This is a genomic window from Bradyrhizobium sp. URHD0069 (genome assembly GCF_000701345.1).
GTDB lineage: Bacteria > Pseudomonadota > Alphaproteobacteria > Rhizobiales > Xanthobacteraceae > Bradyrhizobium.
In genome coordinates this window covers 1-14035 of the sequence record NZ_JNIJ01000038.1, presented here as the reverse complement: position 1 = coordinate 14035, position 14035 = coordinate 1, and the positions used below count along the sequence as shown (strand labels likewise).

Annotated in this window: 13 protein-coding genes and 3 pseudogenes; 11 read left to right on the top strand and 5 right to left on the bottom strand. The window is 62.1% G+C overall.

From position 1 onward, the window contains the following. Positions 1-6 precede the first annotated feature (6 nt). The 4 genes from dut to ubiE are packed head-to-tail and all read right to left on the bottom strand — an operon-like array spanning position 7 to position 4296. Positions 7-465, bottom strand: coding sequence for a dUTP diphosphatase (gene dut, locus N554_RS0122185; protein ID WP_029585480.1), 459 nt, complete (start codon positions 463-465; stop codon positions 7-9). After that, the gene (gene coaBC, locus N554_RS0122180; RefSeq protein WP_029585479.1) at positions 462-1910 is read right to left on the bottom strand and encodes a bifunctional phosphopantothenoylcysteine decarboxylase/phosphopantothenate--cysteine ligase CoaBC; all 1449 of its coding nucleotides are present in this window, start codon (positions 1908-1910) and stop codon (positions 462-464) included. The genes dut and coaBC overlap by 4 nt, the downstream gene beginning before the upstream one ends. A gap of 59 nt (positions 1911-1969) precedes the next feature. Beyond that, on the bottom strand, positions 1970-3538 hold the full coding sequence (gene ubiB / locus N554_RS0122175; protein WP_029585478.1) for a 2-polyprenylphenol 6-hydroxylase: 1569 nt from the start codon (positions 3536-3538) through the stop codon (positions 1970-1972). After that, a complete protein-coding gene (ubiE, locus tag N554_RS0122170) occupies positions 3535-4296 on the bottom strand; it encodes a bifunctional demethylmenaquinone methyltransferase/2-methoxy-6-polyprenyl-1,4-benzoquinol methylase UbiE (protein WP_029585477.1) in 762 nt (253 codons plus the stop codon). The genes ubiB and ubiE overlap by 4 nt, the downstream gene beginning before the upstream one ends. 99 nt (positions 4297-4395) lie before the next feature. Between ubiE and mutM the strand changes: the two genes are divergently transcribed. The 9 genes and pseudogenes from mutM (at position 4396) to N554_RS0122130 (ending at position 10932) form a co-directional block, all read left to right on the top strand. Next, entirely contained in the window at positions 4396-5301 is a 906-nt protein-coding gene (gene mutM, locus N554_RS0122165; protein ID WP_029585476.1) for a bifunctional DNA-formamidopyrimidine glycosylase/DNA-(apurinic or apyrimidinic site) lyase, read from the top strand. Positions 5302-5378: 77 nt separating this feature from the next. Beyond that, positions 5379-5552, top strand: a pseudogene (locus N554_RS43090) (gamma-glutamyltransferase); the annotation flags it as partial. A 7-nt stretch (positions 5553-5559) separates the two neighbouring features. Next, the gene (locus tag N554_RS43085; RefSeq protein WP_029585475.1) at positions 5560-5823 is read left to right on the top strand and encodes a gamma-glutamyltransferase; all 264 of its coding nucleotides are present in this window, start codon (positions 5560-5562) and stop codon (positions 5821-5823) included. 290 nt (positions 5824-6113) lie between these two features. Then, positions 6114-8168 (top strand): adenylate/guanylate cyclase domain-containing protein, encoded by a 2055-nt coding sequence (locus N554_RS0122150; RefSeq protein ID WP_029585474.1) that lies wholly within the window; start codon positions 6114-6116, stop codon positions 8166-8168. A 275-nt stretch (positions 8169-8443) separates the two neighbouring features. Further along, positions 8444-8740, top strand: coding sequence for a BufA1 family periplasmic bufferin-type metallophore (locus N554_RS0122145; RefSeq protein WP_029585473.1), 297 nt, complete (start codon positions 8444-8446; stop codon positions 8738-8740). Between the two features lie 72 nt (positions 8741-8812). Continuing rightward, positions 8813-9682 carry an MNIO family bufferin maturase gene (locus N554_RS0122140; protein WP_029585472.1) on the top strand — a complete coding sequence of 290 codons (870 nt, stop codon included), beginning with the start codon at positions 8813-8815 and terminating at the stop codon, positions 9680-9682. Continuing rightward, positions 9574-9906: pseudogene (locus N554_RS43080) on the top strand (DNA-binding domain-containing protein); the annotation flags it as partial. The gene N554_RS0122140 and the pseudogene N554_RS43080, both read left to right, overlap by 109 nt. Positions 9907-10144: 238 nt before the next feature. Then, positions 10145-10462, top strand: coding sequence for a hypothetical protein (locus tag N554_RS43075; RefSeq protein ID WP_371259512.1), 318 nt, complete (start codon positions 10145-10147; stop codon positions 10460-10462). Then, positions 10459-10932, top strand: coding sequence for a DoxX family protein (locus N554_RS0122130; RefSeq protein WP_029585471.1), 474 nt, complete (start codon positions 10459-10461; stop codon positions 10930-10932). The genes N554_RS43075 and N554_RS0122130 overlap by 4 nt, the downstream gene beginning before the upstream one ends. A 118-nt stretch (positions 10933-11050) precedes the next feature. On the opposite strand, the gene N554_RS0122120 is transcribed toward N554_RS0122130, so the two are convergent. Further along, positions 11051-12247 carry a YbfB/YjiJ family MFS transporter gene (locus tag N554_RS0122120; protein ID WP_029585470.1) on the bottom strand — a complete coding sequence of 399 codons (1197 nt, stop codon included), beginning with the start codon at positions 12245-12247 and terminating at the stop codon, positions 11051-11053. A gap of 263 nt (positions 12248-12510) precedes the next feature. Here N554_RS0122120 and leuB point away from each other — a divergent pair, with 263 nt between their 5' ends. Both leuB and N554_RS0122110 read left to right on the top strand, forming a co-directional pair. Then, positions 12511-13623 carry a 3-isopropylmalate dehydrogenase gene (gene leuB / locus N554_RS0122115; RefSeq protein ID WP_029585469.1) on the top strand — a complete coding sequence of 371 codons (1113 nt, stop codon included), beginning with the start codon at positions 12511-12513 and terminating at the stop codon, positions 13621-13623. 187 nt (positions 13624-13810) lie between these two features. Beyond that, positions 13811-14035, top strand: a pseudogene (locus N554_RS0122110) (IS110 family transposase); the annotation flags it as partial.

Here is a 14035-nt window from a genome sequence, read left to right as displayed (position 1 = left end):
TCGACTTTAGCGCCCGGTCGAACCGAAGCCGCCACTGCCGCGATCGGTCGTGGAGAGCTCCGCTGCCGGAACGAGTTCCACCTGGACCACAGGCGCAATCACCATCTGCGCGATACGCTCGCCGCGCCCGATCGAAAACGGCGCGTCACCGTGATTGATCAAGAGCACGCCGATCTCGCCGCGATAATCCGCGTCAACCGTGCCGGGCGCGTTCAGGACGGTGACGCCATGCTTCGATGCGAGCCCCGAGCGCGGACGGACCTGCGCCTCATAGCCTGCCGGCAGCGCCATCGTCAGTCCGGTCGGCACCAGCGCGCGCTGTCCGGGCAAAAGCATCAGAGGAGAATTCTCGGGAACCGCAGCCAGCAGGTCGAGCCCCGCGGCGTGCGCGCTCTGATAGGCCGGCAACGCGAGACCTTGGCCGTGCGGCAATTGCCGGATGTCAGCCTTGACGGTTGTGCTCATGAGGGTTTCTCGACTGTTTCGGTTGTCAAAGCGGTGGCGACGCGCGCCACCAGCGCGGCGGCGACTTGTTCCTTGGTCATTGCCGGCCAGGAGTCGACGCTGATTTCTGTGCCGGCGCGCGTCAGCAGATGAACCGTGTTGCGGTCGCCGCCCATGATGCCGGTGGCCGGCGAGACGTCGTTGGCGACGATCCAGTCGCAACCCTTGCGCTTAAGCTTGGCCTTGGCGTTGTCGATCAGGTTTTCGGTCTCCGCGGCGAATCCGATCACGAGCGGCGGCCGCTTGTCCTGCAACTTTGAGATCGTGGCCAGGATGTCGGGATTTTCGACCAGTTGCAGCTGCGGCATGCCCGCTGAGGTCTTTTTCAGTTTCTGCTCCCCTTCATTGACGACGCGCCAATCGGCGACGGCGGCGGCGAAAATCGCGATATCCACCGGCAGGGTTGCTTGCACCTGGTGCAGCATCGCGCGCGCGGACTCCACATGCTCGACCGTCACGCCGGCGGGATCGTCGAGTTCGACAGGCCCGGAGATCAACGTGACATCCGCACCGGCGGCTTGCGCGGCTGCGGCAAGGGCAAAGCCCTGTTTGCCGGAGGAACGGTTGGCGATGTAGCGCACGGGATCGATCGGCTCATGCGTGGGACCGGCGGTGATGAGGACGCGCTTGCCGGCAAGCGGTCGCGGTTGCGGCGGCTGCAGGAAGCGTTCGGCGGCGGCAGCTATTTCCAGGGGCTCCGCCATCCGGCCGACGCCAGCCTCTCCGGCCTCGGCCATTTCGCCGGCATTGGGTCCGATCATGGCCACGCCGTCGCGTTCGAGCTGCGCGACGTTGCGGCGGGTTGCGGCATTGTTCCACATTAACGGGTTCATCGCCGGCGCCAGCAGGATCGGCCGGTTGGCCGCGAGCAAAATGGCGCTGGCGAGATCGTCGGCGTGACCCTGCGCCATCTTGGCCATAAGGTCCGCGGTCGCCGGCGCGACCACGATCAGATCACAGTCGCGCGCCAGACGGATATGGCCGGCATCGAACTCGCTCTCGGCGTCGAACAGATCAGTGTAGCAGCGCTCGTTTGACAGCGCGCTCGCGGCCAGTGGCGTGACGAATTGCTGCGCGGCCTTGGTCAGCACGCAGCGGACGTGAATACCCCGCTCCTTGAGCCGGCGGATCAGGTCCAGCGCCTTATAGGCGGCGATGCCGCCGCCGATGATCAGGGTGACGCGGGCTTGATCAGTCGCGCTGGCGCGCGCAGGCGTGCGGGACGGCACGTCCGCAGTCGGCAAAGCGGCTTGCGAGGGTGCTGCATCGAAGTAGGGGCGACCCTGTAAAATCTCCCGCAGGATCACCCGGACCTCCTCTTCCACGGAGCGGCCGTTTTTGGCCGAACGCAGCCGCAGATAGGCCTTGATGCCCTCATCGAGTTTTCGGATCGTCAGACTGGCCATGGCTCCACCGACAGACGTGCCAGCAATGCTAGCACATTGTGCAATCATTGCAATCACGTCTACCGGATAGAGACCACAATCGCGATAAACGTCGCGGCGATGACCCAGAGTGCCAGGGTGCGCCAACGGCTCTTCCGGCCCTCGGTCCGGCCCATTGCCGCGATCGTCTCGGGCGACAGCCTGACGCCGTCCCGCGTCATGGTTTCCAGCTGCTCCAGCACCGCCACCGAGCGCGCCGCGATTGCCGGAAGGCCGGACAGCACGCGGCCAAGCTCGCCGGCACCGGACATCGCACCCTGCATGCGTCCGACCGGTCCCAGATTGCGCTCGATCCATTCGCGCACCACCGGCTCAGCGATCTTCCAGATGTCGAGCTTGGGATCGAAACTGCGTGCGACGCCTTCGACCACCACCATCGTCTTTTGCAGCAGGATCAGCTCGGGTCGCGTCCGCATGTCGAACAGGCCGGTGACCTCGAGCAGCAGCGTCAACAGCTTCGCCATTGAAATTTCTTCGGCGGTGCGGTTGTGGATCGGCTCACCGATGGCGCGGATAGCCTGCGCGAAATTCTCCACCGAGTGATGCCCGGGCACATAGCCGGCCTCGAAGTGCACCTCGGCGACGCGGCGATAGTCACGCGTGATGAAACCCAAGAGAATTTCAGCGAGGAAGCGCCGCTCCTTGGCGCCGAGCCGGCCCATAATGCCGAAATCAACCGCGACCAGGCGGCCGGCGTGGTCGAGGAACAGATTGCCGGGATGCATGTCGGCGTGAAAGAAGCCGTCGCGCAGCGCGTGGCGCAGAAAACTCTGAATCACCTTTCGCCCTAGCTCCGGCAAATCGACCTGCGACTGCTCGAGACGCGCATGATCGCTCAGCGCGATGCCGTCGATCCATTCCATCGTCAGCACATTATGCGTGGTGCGGTCCCAATCGACGGCCGGCACGCGAAAATCGGGATCGTCGCGGGTATTCTCCGCCATTTCGGATAGCGCGGCAGCCTCCAGCCGCAGGTCCATCTCGATCGCCACCGTGCGCGACATCGTATTGATGACTTCGATCAGCCGCAGGCGCCGCGCTTCAGCGGAATAGGCTTCGGCATTGCGCGCGACAAAGAAAAAATCGGACAGGTCGCGGCGGAAGCGTGAGGCCACATTGGGCCTCAGCACCTTCACCGCCACTTGCGTTCGCACGCCGTTACGCTCGGTCTCGCCGCGATGCACCTGCGCGATCGAGGCCGCCGCGACCGCCGGCCCGAAGCTCACAAACGCCTGTGCCAGTGGACGTTCCAGCGACTGCGCGATGACGGCTTCGGCTTCGCTTTGCGAAAACGGCGGCAGCCGGTCCTGCAGGCTTTCCAGGTCGCGCGCCATGATGACGCCGACCACATCGGGGCGCGTGGCGAGAAACTGCCCCAGCTTGAGATAGGCTGGCCCAAGCCGTGTCAGGGCGCGCGACAGGCGCGCACCCGACTTAGTGCCGGGACGCTCGATGATTCGTGCAAGCCGCAGCGCAAGCTGTCCGGGCGGCGGCACCAGGCTCGGATCGACGACGCCGAAGACACCTTCACGCGCGAACACGAAGCCGGCGCGGGCGAGGCGCGCGATGTGGGTAATTGCAGAAATCACAAACGCCAGCCCGAATGCAACGCCACGATGCCGCCCGAGAGGCTCTGCCAGTTGACGCGAGAAAAGCCGGCCGCCCGTATCATCTCGGCGAATGTGTAGGGCTTGGGAAATTTGCGAATCGATTCCACGAGATAGCGATAGGATTCGGCGTCGCCGGTCACCACCCCGCCAAGCGGCGGAATAACCTTGAACGAAAACAGATCGTAGATGCGGTCCAGCCCGGGTACGTCGACGGTAGAAAATTCCAGGCATAGAAATCTGCCGCCGGGTCTCAGCACGCGATACGCTTCGTTGAGTGCCAGATCGATCCGCGGCACGTTGCGGATGCCAAAGGCGATGGTGTAGGCGTCGAAATTGCGGTCAGGGAAAGCCAGCGCTTCGGCGTTGCCTTCGACGAACGAAACGCGGTCATCGAGATGCCGCGCGATGGCGCGTGCGCGGCCGACGCTTAGCATGTCTGAATTGATGTCGCAGACGGTCGCCCGAAAGCCGCCGCCGGCCGCCTCGGCGGCGCGGAATGCGATGTCGCCGGTGCCGCCGGCGACGTCGAGCAGCGTGAACGGCGTATCGCCGCACGGCGGGTTGAGCGCGTTGATCATCACGTCCTTCCAGACGCGATGCAGGCCCGCCGACATCAGATCATTCATCAGGTCGTAACGCGATGCCACGCTGTGGAATACATCGTTCACCAGCGTCTGCTTGTCGCCCAGGGAGACGTCCCTGAAGCCGAAATGCGTGGTTTCGTCCGGCTGACCCATGTCTTTGCTCTTTGCACCCTCAAACTAGCAACGCCGGACCATAGCGCGCCCGCCGCAATGTCGCTATCACGTCAGCATCTCAAGGTGAACGCCCCATCCATGCCCGAATTACCCGAAGTCGAAACCGTCCGCCGCGGATTGCAGCCGGTCATGGAGGGTGCGAGGATTGTGAAAGCCGAGGCCAGGCGCAAAGACCTGCGGTTTCCGTTCCAGAAAGATTTCGTGGCGCGGCTGGACGGCCAGACCGTGACCGGTCTCGGCCGCCGCGCCAAATATTTGCTGGCCGATCTTGCCTCGGGCGACGTGCTCCTGATGCATCTGGGCATGTCGGGCTCGTTCCGCGTCATCAACCATGAGGACAAGAAAACGCCGGGCAAATTCCACCATCCGCGCAGCGAGGATCGCGCGCATGACCATGTGGTGTTCCACATGTCGTCAGGCGCGGCCGTCGTGTTCAACGATCCGCGCCGTTTTGGCTACATGAAGATCATTGCGCGCAAGGCGTTGGAGGAGGAGCCTCTGCTGAGAGGCCTCGGCCCCGAGCCGCTCGGCAGTGAGTTCGATGCTGCCATGCTGGCGCGCTCCTGCGCCAATCGAAAGACCAGCCTGAAGGCGGCGCTGCTCGACCAGCGCGTGGTCGCCGGACTCGGCAACATCTATGTCTGCGAGGCGCTGTATCGCGCGCATCTGTCGCCGCTAAGATTGGCCGCGACGCTCGCCACTAAAGCCGGACAACGCAAGGGCGTTGCCGGGGGCGAACCGACCGATCACGCCCGCCGGCTGGTCACGGCGATTCACGCGGTGCTCAATCAGGCCATCAAGGCCGGCGGCTCGTCGCTGCGCGATCATCGTCAGACCACGGGCGAACTCGGCTATTTTCAGCACTCGTTTCAAGTCTACGACCGCGAAGGCGAAAAATGCCAGACCGCCGGCTGCGGCGGCATTGTGAAACGCTTCACCCAGAACGGACGTTCGACATTCTGGTGCCCGAAGTGCCAGAAGTGATTCGAGCCAACAGCGGCTAGTCTTCTGTATTCCTTTCGGCCCGCATTATTGATTGATTATCCTTGACGCCTGATCAAATGCCGGGAAGATCACGCGTGATGCATGACGGCTTCATCACCCGCGAAGACCTTACGTCTTACAGGACCGTCGAGCGCGCTCCGGTGCGCGCGGACTATCGGGGTTGGGAGATTCTCGGTCCGCCGCCGCTCGCGGCGTCCGGCGTGCATATCGCGCAGATGCTGAACATTATCCAGGGCTATGACATCGCGGCAAAAGGCCTCGGCGCCGCTGAGACTATTCATCTTTTCAGCCGAAGCGCTGAAGATCGCCTTTGCCGATCGCGCCGCGGCCAGCGGCAATCCGGATTTCATCAACGTGCCGGTGGAGCGGCTGACCTCGAACGACTATGCCAGCGAGCGCCGCCGCGCGATCGATCCCAGGCGGGCGCAACGTTGGCGCGCGGGTGTGGCGCAGCTCGAAGGCGCCCACACCCGGCATGAATGCGATCCAGTTCCACGATGACGGATCGCTGACTGGCGCCGCATGCTGGCGCGCGGACCGCACGCCGATCGGCCTTGCCGGAGGACTGGCGCGTGCGGGTGTACGATTCGGCCTTGCTTGACAAGCAAGGGATTCCAGTACGAAGCGCGGGGAGCATCGAGCAGATCATTTCGGCAACATCAGATCAAAATTTCCAGGGCGGCTCGTGGCTGGTAGATGGCCAATCGTCGCCAAGGCAAGAATGGCCGGAAGCGAAGCCTTGTTTTGCATCGATGGCGCTTTCGGTAATGCAGTAGAGGGTTCCAACCATCATGCGAATTGGTATTCGCTTGGCGATTTCCGGTCTTGTCCTCGCATCGATCATGGTGAGTGCGATCGGCGTCCACGTGCTGTGGTGGCGGACGGCGGAAGCGAACAGCCACGCGCTTGCCGAAACGATTAACGAGCAGATCGTATCTGCGGTCGAAAAGGAGCTCACCACCATCACCACCGAAGCGCGCGCGGCACATACCGCAATCCGCACGCTATTTGTTCAGCACGTCCTTGAGACCCGCGAGGCAGACAAACGTGAGTTCGTCTTTCTGTCGCAACTGCAGTCACAGCAGAACATATCGTGGGTTGCCTTCGGTTGGCCGGACGGAACATTTTTTGCAGCGCATAAGCTCGGTGATCTGGGCTTGGAAATGATGGAAATCGCGCGCGTCGACGGCGCGATCAAGCGGCGCATCGACCAATATCAGGTGGTGGTCGGAGATATCCAATTCGAGAAGCGCCGATTCGAAAATACCGATTACGTTGTCACCGATCAGGAATGGTACCGGAGCGGAATGCAAACCGACGAACCGCGCTGGTTCAATGTATTGGTTCATCCGGCGGGGTCGCGTCCGTCGATTGCTTATGCCGGTCCGGTCGACGTGTACCAGAAACGGCAAGGCGTTCTCGCAGTCATCATCGAATACACGCGGCTCGCCCAATTTTTGTCACGCCTTTCCGTCGGAAAATCCGGCGCGGCGTTCATTCTGGGTCGCGATGGGACTGCCATCGCCGCGCCAGACCCGGATGCCGATGAAGTCGCTATGCAGCGGTCGGATCAGCCGTTGTTGCCGATCGCCCAAGGTGCGTTGAAACAAGCCGGCAGCTCCTACGACAGCGATAAGAAGATTGCGAGCCAGGTAAGGTTGGTCGCCGCCGGAGATGCATATGCGGTTACTTTGACGCCGCTCGCCTTTCCCAGTTGGACGCTCGCGACCGTCATTCCGGAAGCGGAGTTTCTTGGTCCGATTGAGAGGACGACAAGACAATTGTTCATCGGGCTGGCAATTCTCATTCTTGCGGCCGGCATTGTTTCGGCATGGCTCGCTCGCCGCGTTATCGCGACACCGTTGATCATGGTCGTTGATGAGCTCAAGCATGTCGCACGCTTCGATCTTGAAACGGTGCGGCGGCACGCCTCGCGCCTGATTGAAATTGAAAATCTGTCGAATGCCATCGCCGACATGGCAGGCGGGCTTGCCGCATTTCGCAAATACATACCCGCGGATATTGTGAAGATTCTGGTCAGCGAAGGTATAGAACCACGGCTTGGCGGCTCCATCCGGAACCTGACGGTCTTGTTCGCGGATATTGCCGGCTTTACCGGGCTGTCTGAACGGCTTGGCGATCAGATCATCCCGCTGCTCTCCAGCTATCTCGACACCATGTCGCGCGAGGTCAGCAGCCACGGCGGCACGATTGATAAATTCATCGGCGATGCGGTGATGGCGTTTTGGGGTGCGCCCGCGGCAAACGTTGATCACGCTGTCGACGCCTGCCGAGCCGCGTTGGCCTGCCAGCGAGGCCTCCGGGCGTCGGGACTGACCGATGACAGCGGCCGGCCGCTCCGAGTGCGCATCGGCGTCAATTCCGGCGACATGCTTGTCGGCAATATCGGATCGGAATTCCGGCTCAATTACACGGTGATCGGCGATGCCGTAAATGTCGCGAGCCGGCTTGAAGGCGCCAACAAGGAATATGGCACCGAAATTATCATCGGAGAGGAAACGCGCCGCCTTGCCGGCAATCGCATCCATGTGCGCGAGCTCGACCGGCTGATGGTCTATGGACGGACGGGCGGAATTGCAATCTACGAATTGCTTGACGTGGCCGAACGCGGAGCCAAGCCTCCAGTCTGGGTGGGGCTGTATGATTCCGGCCTTGCGGCCTATCGCACCCGCAATTTCACGGGCGCCACCAGCTTCTTTCAGCAGGTTTTGGATGCAAGGGCATCGGACCAGCCCGCGCGCGTGATGCTCGAACGATGCAGCCAATATCTTAAGTCGCCGCCGGGAGACGATTGGGAAGCGACGAACGCAATGAAGGCGAAGTAGGTCCGCAAGTCAGTCACCCGAATTAGCGTTCTCAGCAATGTAAGGCCATGTTGCCCCAACTATTTGAAACCAGTGGTTTTTGCAGAAGCCCATCTCCATCACGATATTGTGACGCCGTGGCCAGTAATCTAACGACATGCCGCTCGTAACGTCTTCTACCGGGCTGCTTTGAACCCTGCTGTCGCCGGGTTCTCCGGCGAGCCGATGATTAAAGCTGTGTTCATGCCGCCGGCCCCCCCCGCAACGCCCGGTCTTCCGGGGAAAGGACAACTCCCATGAATTCAAAGAACGTCTTCGCCAACGCCACAATCGCCGGCTCCTTCGCTGCCGCCCTCACCATGATCGCGACCCCGGTATTCGCAGCGCCGAAGCCACCGCAGCCCACCATGGACAAATGCTTCGGCATCGCACTGAAAGGCGACAACGACTGCGCAGCCGGCGCCGGCACCACCTGTGCGGGCACTGCGAGTGCCGACTATCAAGGCAACGCGTGGAAGTACGTGGCAAAAGGAACTTGCCAGACCATAAAGACACCGAAGGGCACCGGCTCGCTCGAGCCGATTAAGTCCTGATCTGGGATGAGGCGCGCGCCGCCCGCGCGCGCCTCATATTTCCTCGGCAACACGCAAAGCTGGAGCCTGCATATGTCCAGAGCTTCGAATCTGCCCGCGTGCACCGGCGTCGGCTTCAAACCAGCGCATTTTCGCGACATCCTTGCCGCGGCGGAGCCGATCGGATTCTTCGAGGTTCACGCGGAGAATTACATGGGGGCCGGCGGACCGCCGCATGCACAGCTCGGCGTGTTGCGCGAACGCTACGCGTTGTCGGTACACGGCGTCGGACTGTCAATCGGCTCGATGCGACCGCTCAATCGCGACCATCTCGTACGGCTTAAAATGCTGTGCGATCGCTATGCACCGGAGAGCTTCTCGGAGCATCTCGCCTGGTCGTCGCACGACGATGTATACCTAAACGACCTTCTGCCGCTCCCCTATACACAGCAGACGCTGGGGCGGGTCGCCGAGCACATCGATGAAGTGCAAACGGCGCTCGGACGCCAGATGTTGCTGGAAAATCCGTCTACTTACATCCGCTTTGCCGACAGCACGATCTCGGAGGTCGACTTCCTCACCGAGGTGTCGAAGCGAACCGGATGCGGGTTGTTGCTCGACGTCAACAACGTTTTTGTGTCGGCCAAGAACCAGGGTGCGCAACCTCTGTCATATCTGGACTCGTTTCCGCTCGATCGGGTCAAGGAAATCCATCTCGGCGGGCATGATGAGGAAACCGACGATGTCGGCGCCCCGTTGCTGATCGACACCCACGGATCGCCGGTTGCGGAAGCAGTCTGGGCGCTCTATGCGCACGTCATCGCCCGCACCGGGCCAATTCCGACCTTGATCGAATGGGACAACGACGTTCCCGATTGGCATACGCTGCGCGCGGAAGCGGTCGCGGCACAGGACATTCTTTCCGGCGCGTCGCGCGTGCCGGCAGCATCAGAGAGACCATGATCACATCGTTCGAGGCATCATTTGCAGATGCGTTGCTGAACGCCGATCGGCCGATTCCTGGCGGCATCACTGCTCACAATGCGGCAGTTCCTGCGCGGCGCTTTGCCGTCTACCGCAACAATGTAGTGGTGGGCCTGGGGAAAGCACTCAAGAGCCGCTTCCCTGTGGTCGAGAAAATCGTAGGCGAAGAATTCTTCGCAGCGATGGCGCGGGTCTTCGTGTTGGAGCAGCCGCCGCGCTCGCCCCTGCTCGCCGCCTATGGCGACGAATTTGCCGCCTTCATCGCCGCATTCGAACCGGCGCGTGAAGTTCCCTATCTTGCGGACGTGGCGCGGCTCGATGCGGCGCGCACACGTTCCTATCATGCCGCCGACGCCGCGCCCATCGAAGCAAACCAGCTTGCGACGCTTGATACTCGCGATGTCGGGAGCATCCGCATCGATATGCATCCCTCGATCGAAATTGTTCGCTCACTATCCGATCGTCGCGATCTGGGCGATGAACAGCGGCGAACAGGAGCTCGCGCCCATTCAGAATTGGCGAGGCGAGGACGCGCTCGTCGCTCGCCCGTATCTCGAAGTGGAAGTACGCGCGCTGCCGCCGGGTGGCGCGGCATTCCTGCTCGCGCTCGCCGGAGGCCGGACTCTTAGCGACGCGGCCGAGGCTGCGCTCGCCGATGATCCCAATTTCGACCTCACCGGTAACATCGCGGGCTTGATCGGCTCGGGCCTCGTGCGGGACATCGTTCTTTCGGAGCCGAAGAGCTGCCAGCAAACATGACCAATGTGTCCCCTGCGGCTGCGCACTTCGGATCCGTTCCGGGACGGATCATTCAACGGATGATCGCCGCGATGGATCGCATCCCCTATTGGTTCATCGCGCTTGCGGCTCGCATTTTTCCGGCCGCGGTGTTCTGGCAGTCCGGTCAGACAAAGGTTGCGGGTTTGCATCTCAAGCCCAGTGCTATCGCGCTCTTCGCGAATGAATACCAGCTTCCGTTGATCAACCCTACGATCGCCGCTTATGCATCGGCCTTCTCCGAGCATTTCTTCCCGATCCTGCTCGTTATCGGGCTCGCGACGCGATTTTCGGCGTTGGCACTGCTGTTTATGACGGCAGTGATCGAGATTTTCGTCTATCCCGGCGCCTGGCCGACCCATGGAGTGTGGGCCACTTGTTTTCTTGTGCTGATCGCACGGGGCCCCGGTTTACTATCGCTCGACCATTTGATCGCACGCAAATACCGGTAGATCGAGGCACGCTCTACATATGGCCGCCGACGAAGCGATGGAAGTCACCAACGACTACAAGGGCGGCTATTGGGAAGACCAGGGCTACAATTCGTTCAGCGGGAGTTGAGGGCTGTCCTCAGGGTGAGGAGGGCGGTGAAAGCCGTCTCTGAAACGCCGCAGCGATCGCGCCCACCGCCAGCATCGCCGCGGAGACATTCAATGCATAGGACAGGCTGCCCAGCGCGTCGGTGACCGCGCCGACCGCGATCGGTCCGAGCATCTGGCCTATTCCGAACGCGATCGTCATCGCCGCAATTCCCGCCGGCCATTCCGCCGGCGGATAGTTGAGGCGCACGAAGACGGTGGTCGATGCCACCACGGCAAAGAACGCGACACCAAACACCAGCGCCGAAACGGCAAGCAACGCCGCGGAATGCCCGAACAGCGGCAGCGCGGCGCCCAAGGCGTTGAAGCCGAGAATGATCGCGGTGCTGATGCCGCCCTTGTTGAGCGCCAGCACGCTGCGCCACACCCACGGCGTCACGAACGCGCTTAGGCCGATCAGGCACCAGAACCCGCTCTGCGCCGCGGCGCCGCCGCCGGCGTCGCGCACATAGGCGATCATGAAAGTCATGTAGGCGATGTATCCGGCGCCGAACAGAAAGTAACCGGCGAGATAGATCCATACCGGCCCGATCTCGAATTTGGTCGGCGCCGCCTCGGCGATCCCGGCGTGGGTATCGATCGGCGTCAGCATCAGCGGAATGATCATGACGATCGAAAGCAGCGTCATCGCCCACCACACGATCCACCATGATCCCGGGCCGAAAGCCTGCAGCACGAATGGCGCGATCAGGCCGGATAACAGGATGCCGAGTCCGGGCGCGGCATAAAACAGGCTGATCAGAACGTTGGCCCGTGCCGGGCGCGATTGCGCGATGGTCGTCGCCAGCGCGCCGCCGGCGACGAATCCGGCCGCAGCGCCCAGCCCCGCGAGCAAGCGCGCAAAACTCAAAACGACAAAATTGCCGGATATCGCGAACAGCGCCAGCGACACCACGCAGGCCAGCGTTCCCCAGCGCACCACGGCCGACAATCCAAATCGCTTGACGAGCCTTGAGGCGATCAAGGCGCCAGCGAGGTAACCGGCGGCATTGATGGTGTTCATGAAGCCTGCGGCCGAATACGACCAGCCAAGCGCATCGCGCATGTCCGGCAGCACCAGCGCATAGGCGAAGCGGCCGATGCCGAGAGCGACCGTGGGCGTGAGCGACAGGATGAGGATCAAACGCGCGGGATGCGCGTAAGTCGCCGGACGGTCGGGGGCGTGCAAGGGGCTGCTCCGGGTGAGCCGCATGTTAGCAAGGCAAAGCGGCGGTTGCACAGGCGCACTACCAGTAATGGTGCCTTGCCAATCACGCAATGCCCCTCTAGCACTCCGCCATCCACGGTCATTCCGGGCCGCGCCAGCGCGAACTTGGAACCTTCTCACCGCTTCTGCGCCTGATCGATCGGGGCGGGGTGGAGATTTCCGGATCGCCTCGCGATGCTCGCGTCCGGCATGACGAATAGAGAATACAGCGCAAGGATCTTTCAATGGCGACCCATAGACTGCTGCTTCTCCCCGGCGATGGCATCGGCCCCGAAGTGATGGCCGAGGTGAAGCGCCTGATCGACTGGCTCAACGCGCAAGGCATCGCGCAGTTCGAGACCGAGCTGGGTCTGGTCGGCGGGGCGGCGTACGACGCGCACAAGGTCAGCATCACCGACAACTGCATGGCTCAGGCGAAGTCCGCCGACGCCGTGATCTTCGGCGCGGTGGGTGGTCCTAAGTGGGACAGCATCCCCTATGACGTGCGGCCGGAGGCAGGGTTGCTTCGCTTGCGCAAAGACCTGGGCCTGTTCGCCAATCTGCGCCCGGCGGTGTGTTATCCCGCGCTCGCGGATGCCTCGAGCCTGAAGCGCGAAGTGGTCGAGGGTCTCGACATCATGATCGTGCGCGAGCTCACCGGCGGGGTGTACTTCGGCGAACCTAAAACCATCACCGATCTCGGCAACGGCCAGAAGCGCGCCGTCGATACGCAGGTTTACGACACCTATGAGATCGAGCGGATCGCGCGCGTCGCGTTCGATCTGGCGCGCAAGCGCCGCAACAAGCTGACCTCGATGGAAAAGCGCAACGTCATGAAATCCGGGGTGCTTTGGAACGAAGTGGTCACCCAGGTCCATGCGCGCGAATACAAGGACGTCCAGCTCGATCATCAACTCGCTGATTCCGGCGGCATGAATCTGGTGAAATGGCCGAAGCAGTTCGACGTCATCGTTACCGACAATCTGTTCGGCGACATGCTCTCCGATATCGCGGCGATGCTGACGGGTTCGCTTGGCATGCTGCCGTCGGCGTCGCTCGGCGAAGTCGATGTCAAAAGCAAGAAGCGCAAGGCGCTGTACGAGCCGGTGCACGGCTCGGCGCCCGACATCGCCGGTAAGGGATTGGCCAATCCGATCGCGATGATCGCCTCATTCGGAATGGCGCTGCGCTATTCCTTCGATATGGGCGCGCTGGCCGACAAGGTCGATGCGGCCATTGCGGCGGTGCTCGCGAAGGGACTGCGCACTGCGGACATCAAGTCCGAGGACGCCACGGCGGTGTCTACGACGCAGATGGGCGAGGCGATTTTGAAGGAATTGCAGAAGCTGCACGCGTGAGGCTCAACACACTCGGAGTCGTCCCGGCCTTGCGCCGGGACCTATAACCACAACCGATTGTGTTGAGCGAAAGTCATCGAACAGCGCTCTTAAAACGAGGGCCGCGGAGCTGATGGGGTGGACGGCCCCCTACGGCATCAGTGTGCCAGAATGAGGTTGTTGCAAATCTCAGACAAGGGAGCCGTCCGTGGACCAGATTATCCGCATTGGAATGGATACGTCGAAGCATATTTTTCAGCTGCATGGGGTCGATGCCGCGGAGCGGCCGGGGTTGCGCAAGCGGCTTCGGCGCAACGAGGTGTTGGTGTTTTTTGCCAAGCTGCCGCCGACGGTGATTGGAATGGAGGCGTGCGGCGCAGCGCATGACTGGGCGCGGAAGTTACGCAAGCTAGGCCATGAGGTGAAGCTGATG

Coding starts and splice junctions, on each gene's coding strand:
- dut (WP_029585480.1), bottom strand. CDS start 465: ATGAGCACAACCGTCAAGGCTGACATCCGGCAATTGCCGCACGGCCAA.
- coaBC (WP_029585479.1), bottom strand. CDS start 1,910: ATGGCCAGTCTGACGATCCGAAAACTCGATGAGGGCATCAAGGCCTAT.
- ubiE (WP_029585477.1), bottom strand. CDS start 4,296: ATGGGTCAGCCGGACGAAACCACGCATTTCGGCTTCAGGGACGTCTCC.
- mutM (WP_029585476.1), top strand. CDS start 4,396: ATGCCCGAATTACCCGAAGTCGAAACCGTCCGCCGCGGATTGCAGCCG.
- N554_RS43085 (WP_029585475.1), top strand. CDS start 5,560: ATGACATCGCGGCAAAAGGCCTCGGCGCCGCTGAGACTATTCATCTTT.
- N554_RS0122150 (WP_029585474.1), top strand. CDS start 6,114: ATGCGAATTGGTATTCGCTTGGCGATTTCCGGTCTTGTCCTCGCATCG.
- N554_RS0122145 (WP_029585473.1), top strand. CDS start 8,444: ATGAATTCAAAGAACGTCTTCGCCAACGCCACAATCGCCGGCTCCTTC.
- N554_RS0122140 (WP_029585472.1), top strand. CDS start 8,813: ATGTCCAGAGCTTCGAATCTGCCCGCGTGCACCGGCGTCGGCTTCAAA.
- N554_RS0122130 (WP_029585471.1), top strand. CDS start 10,459: ATGACCAATGTGTCCCCTGCGGCTGCGCACTTCGGATCCGTTCCGGGA.
- leuB (WP_029585469.1), top strand. CDS start 12,511: ATGGCGACCCATAGACTGCTGCTTCTCCCCGGCGATGGCATCGGCCCC.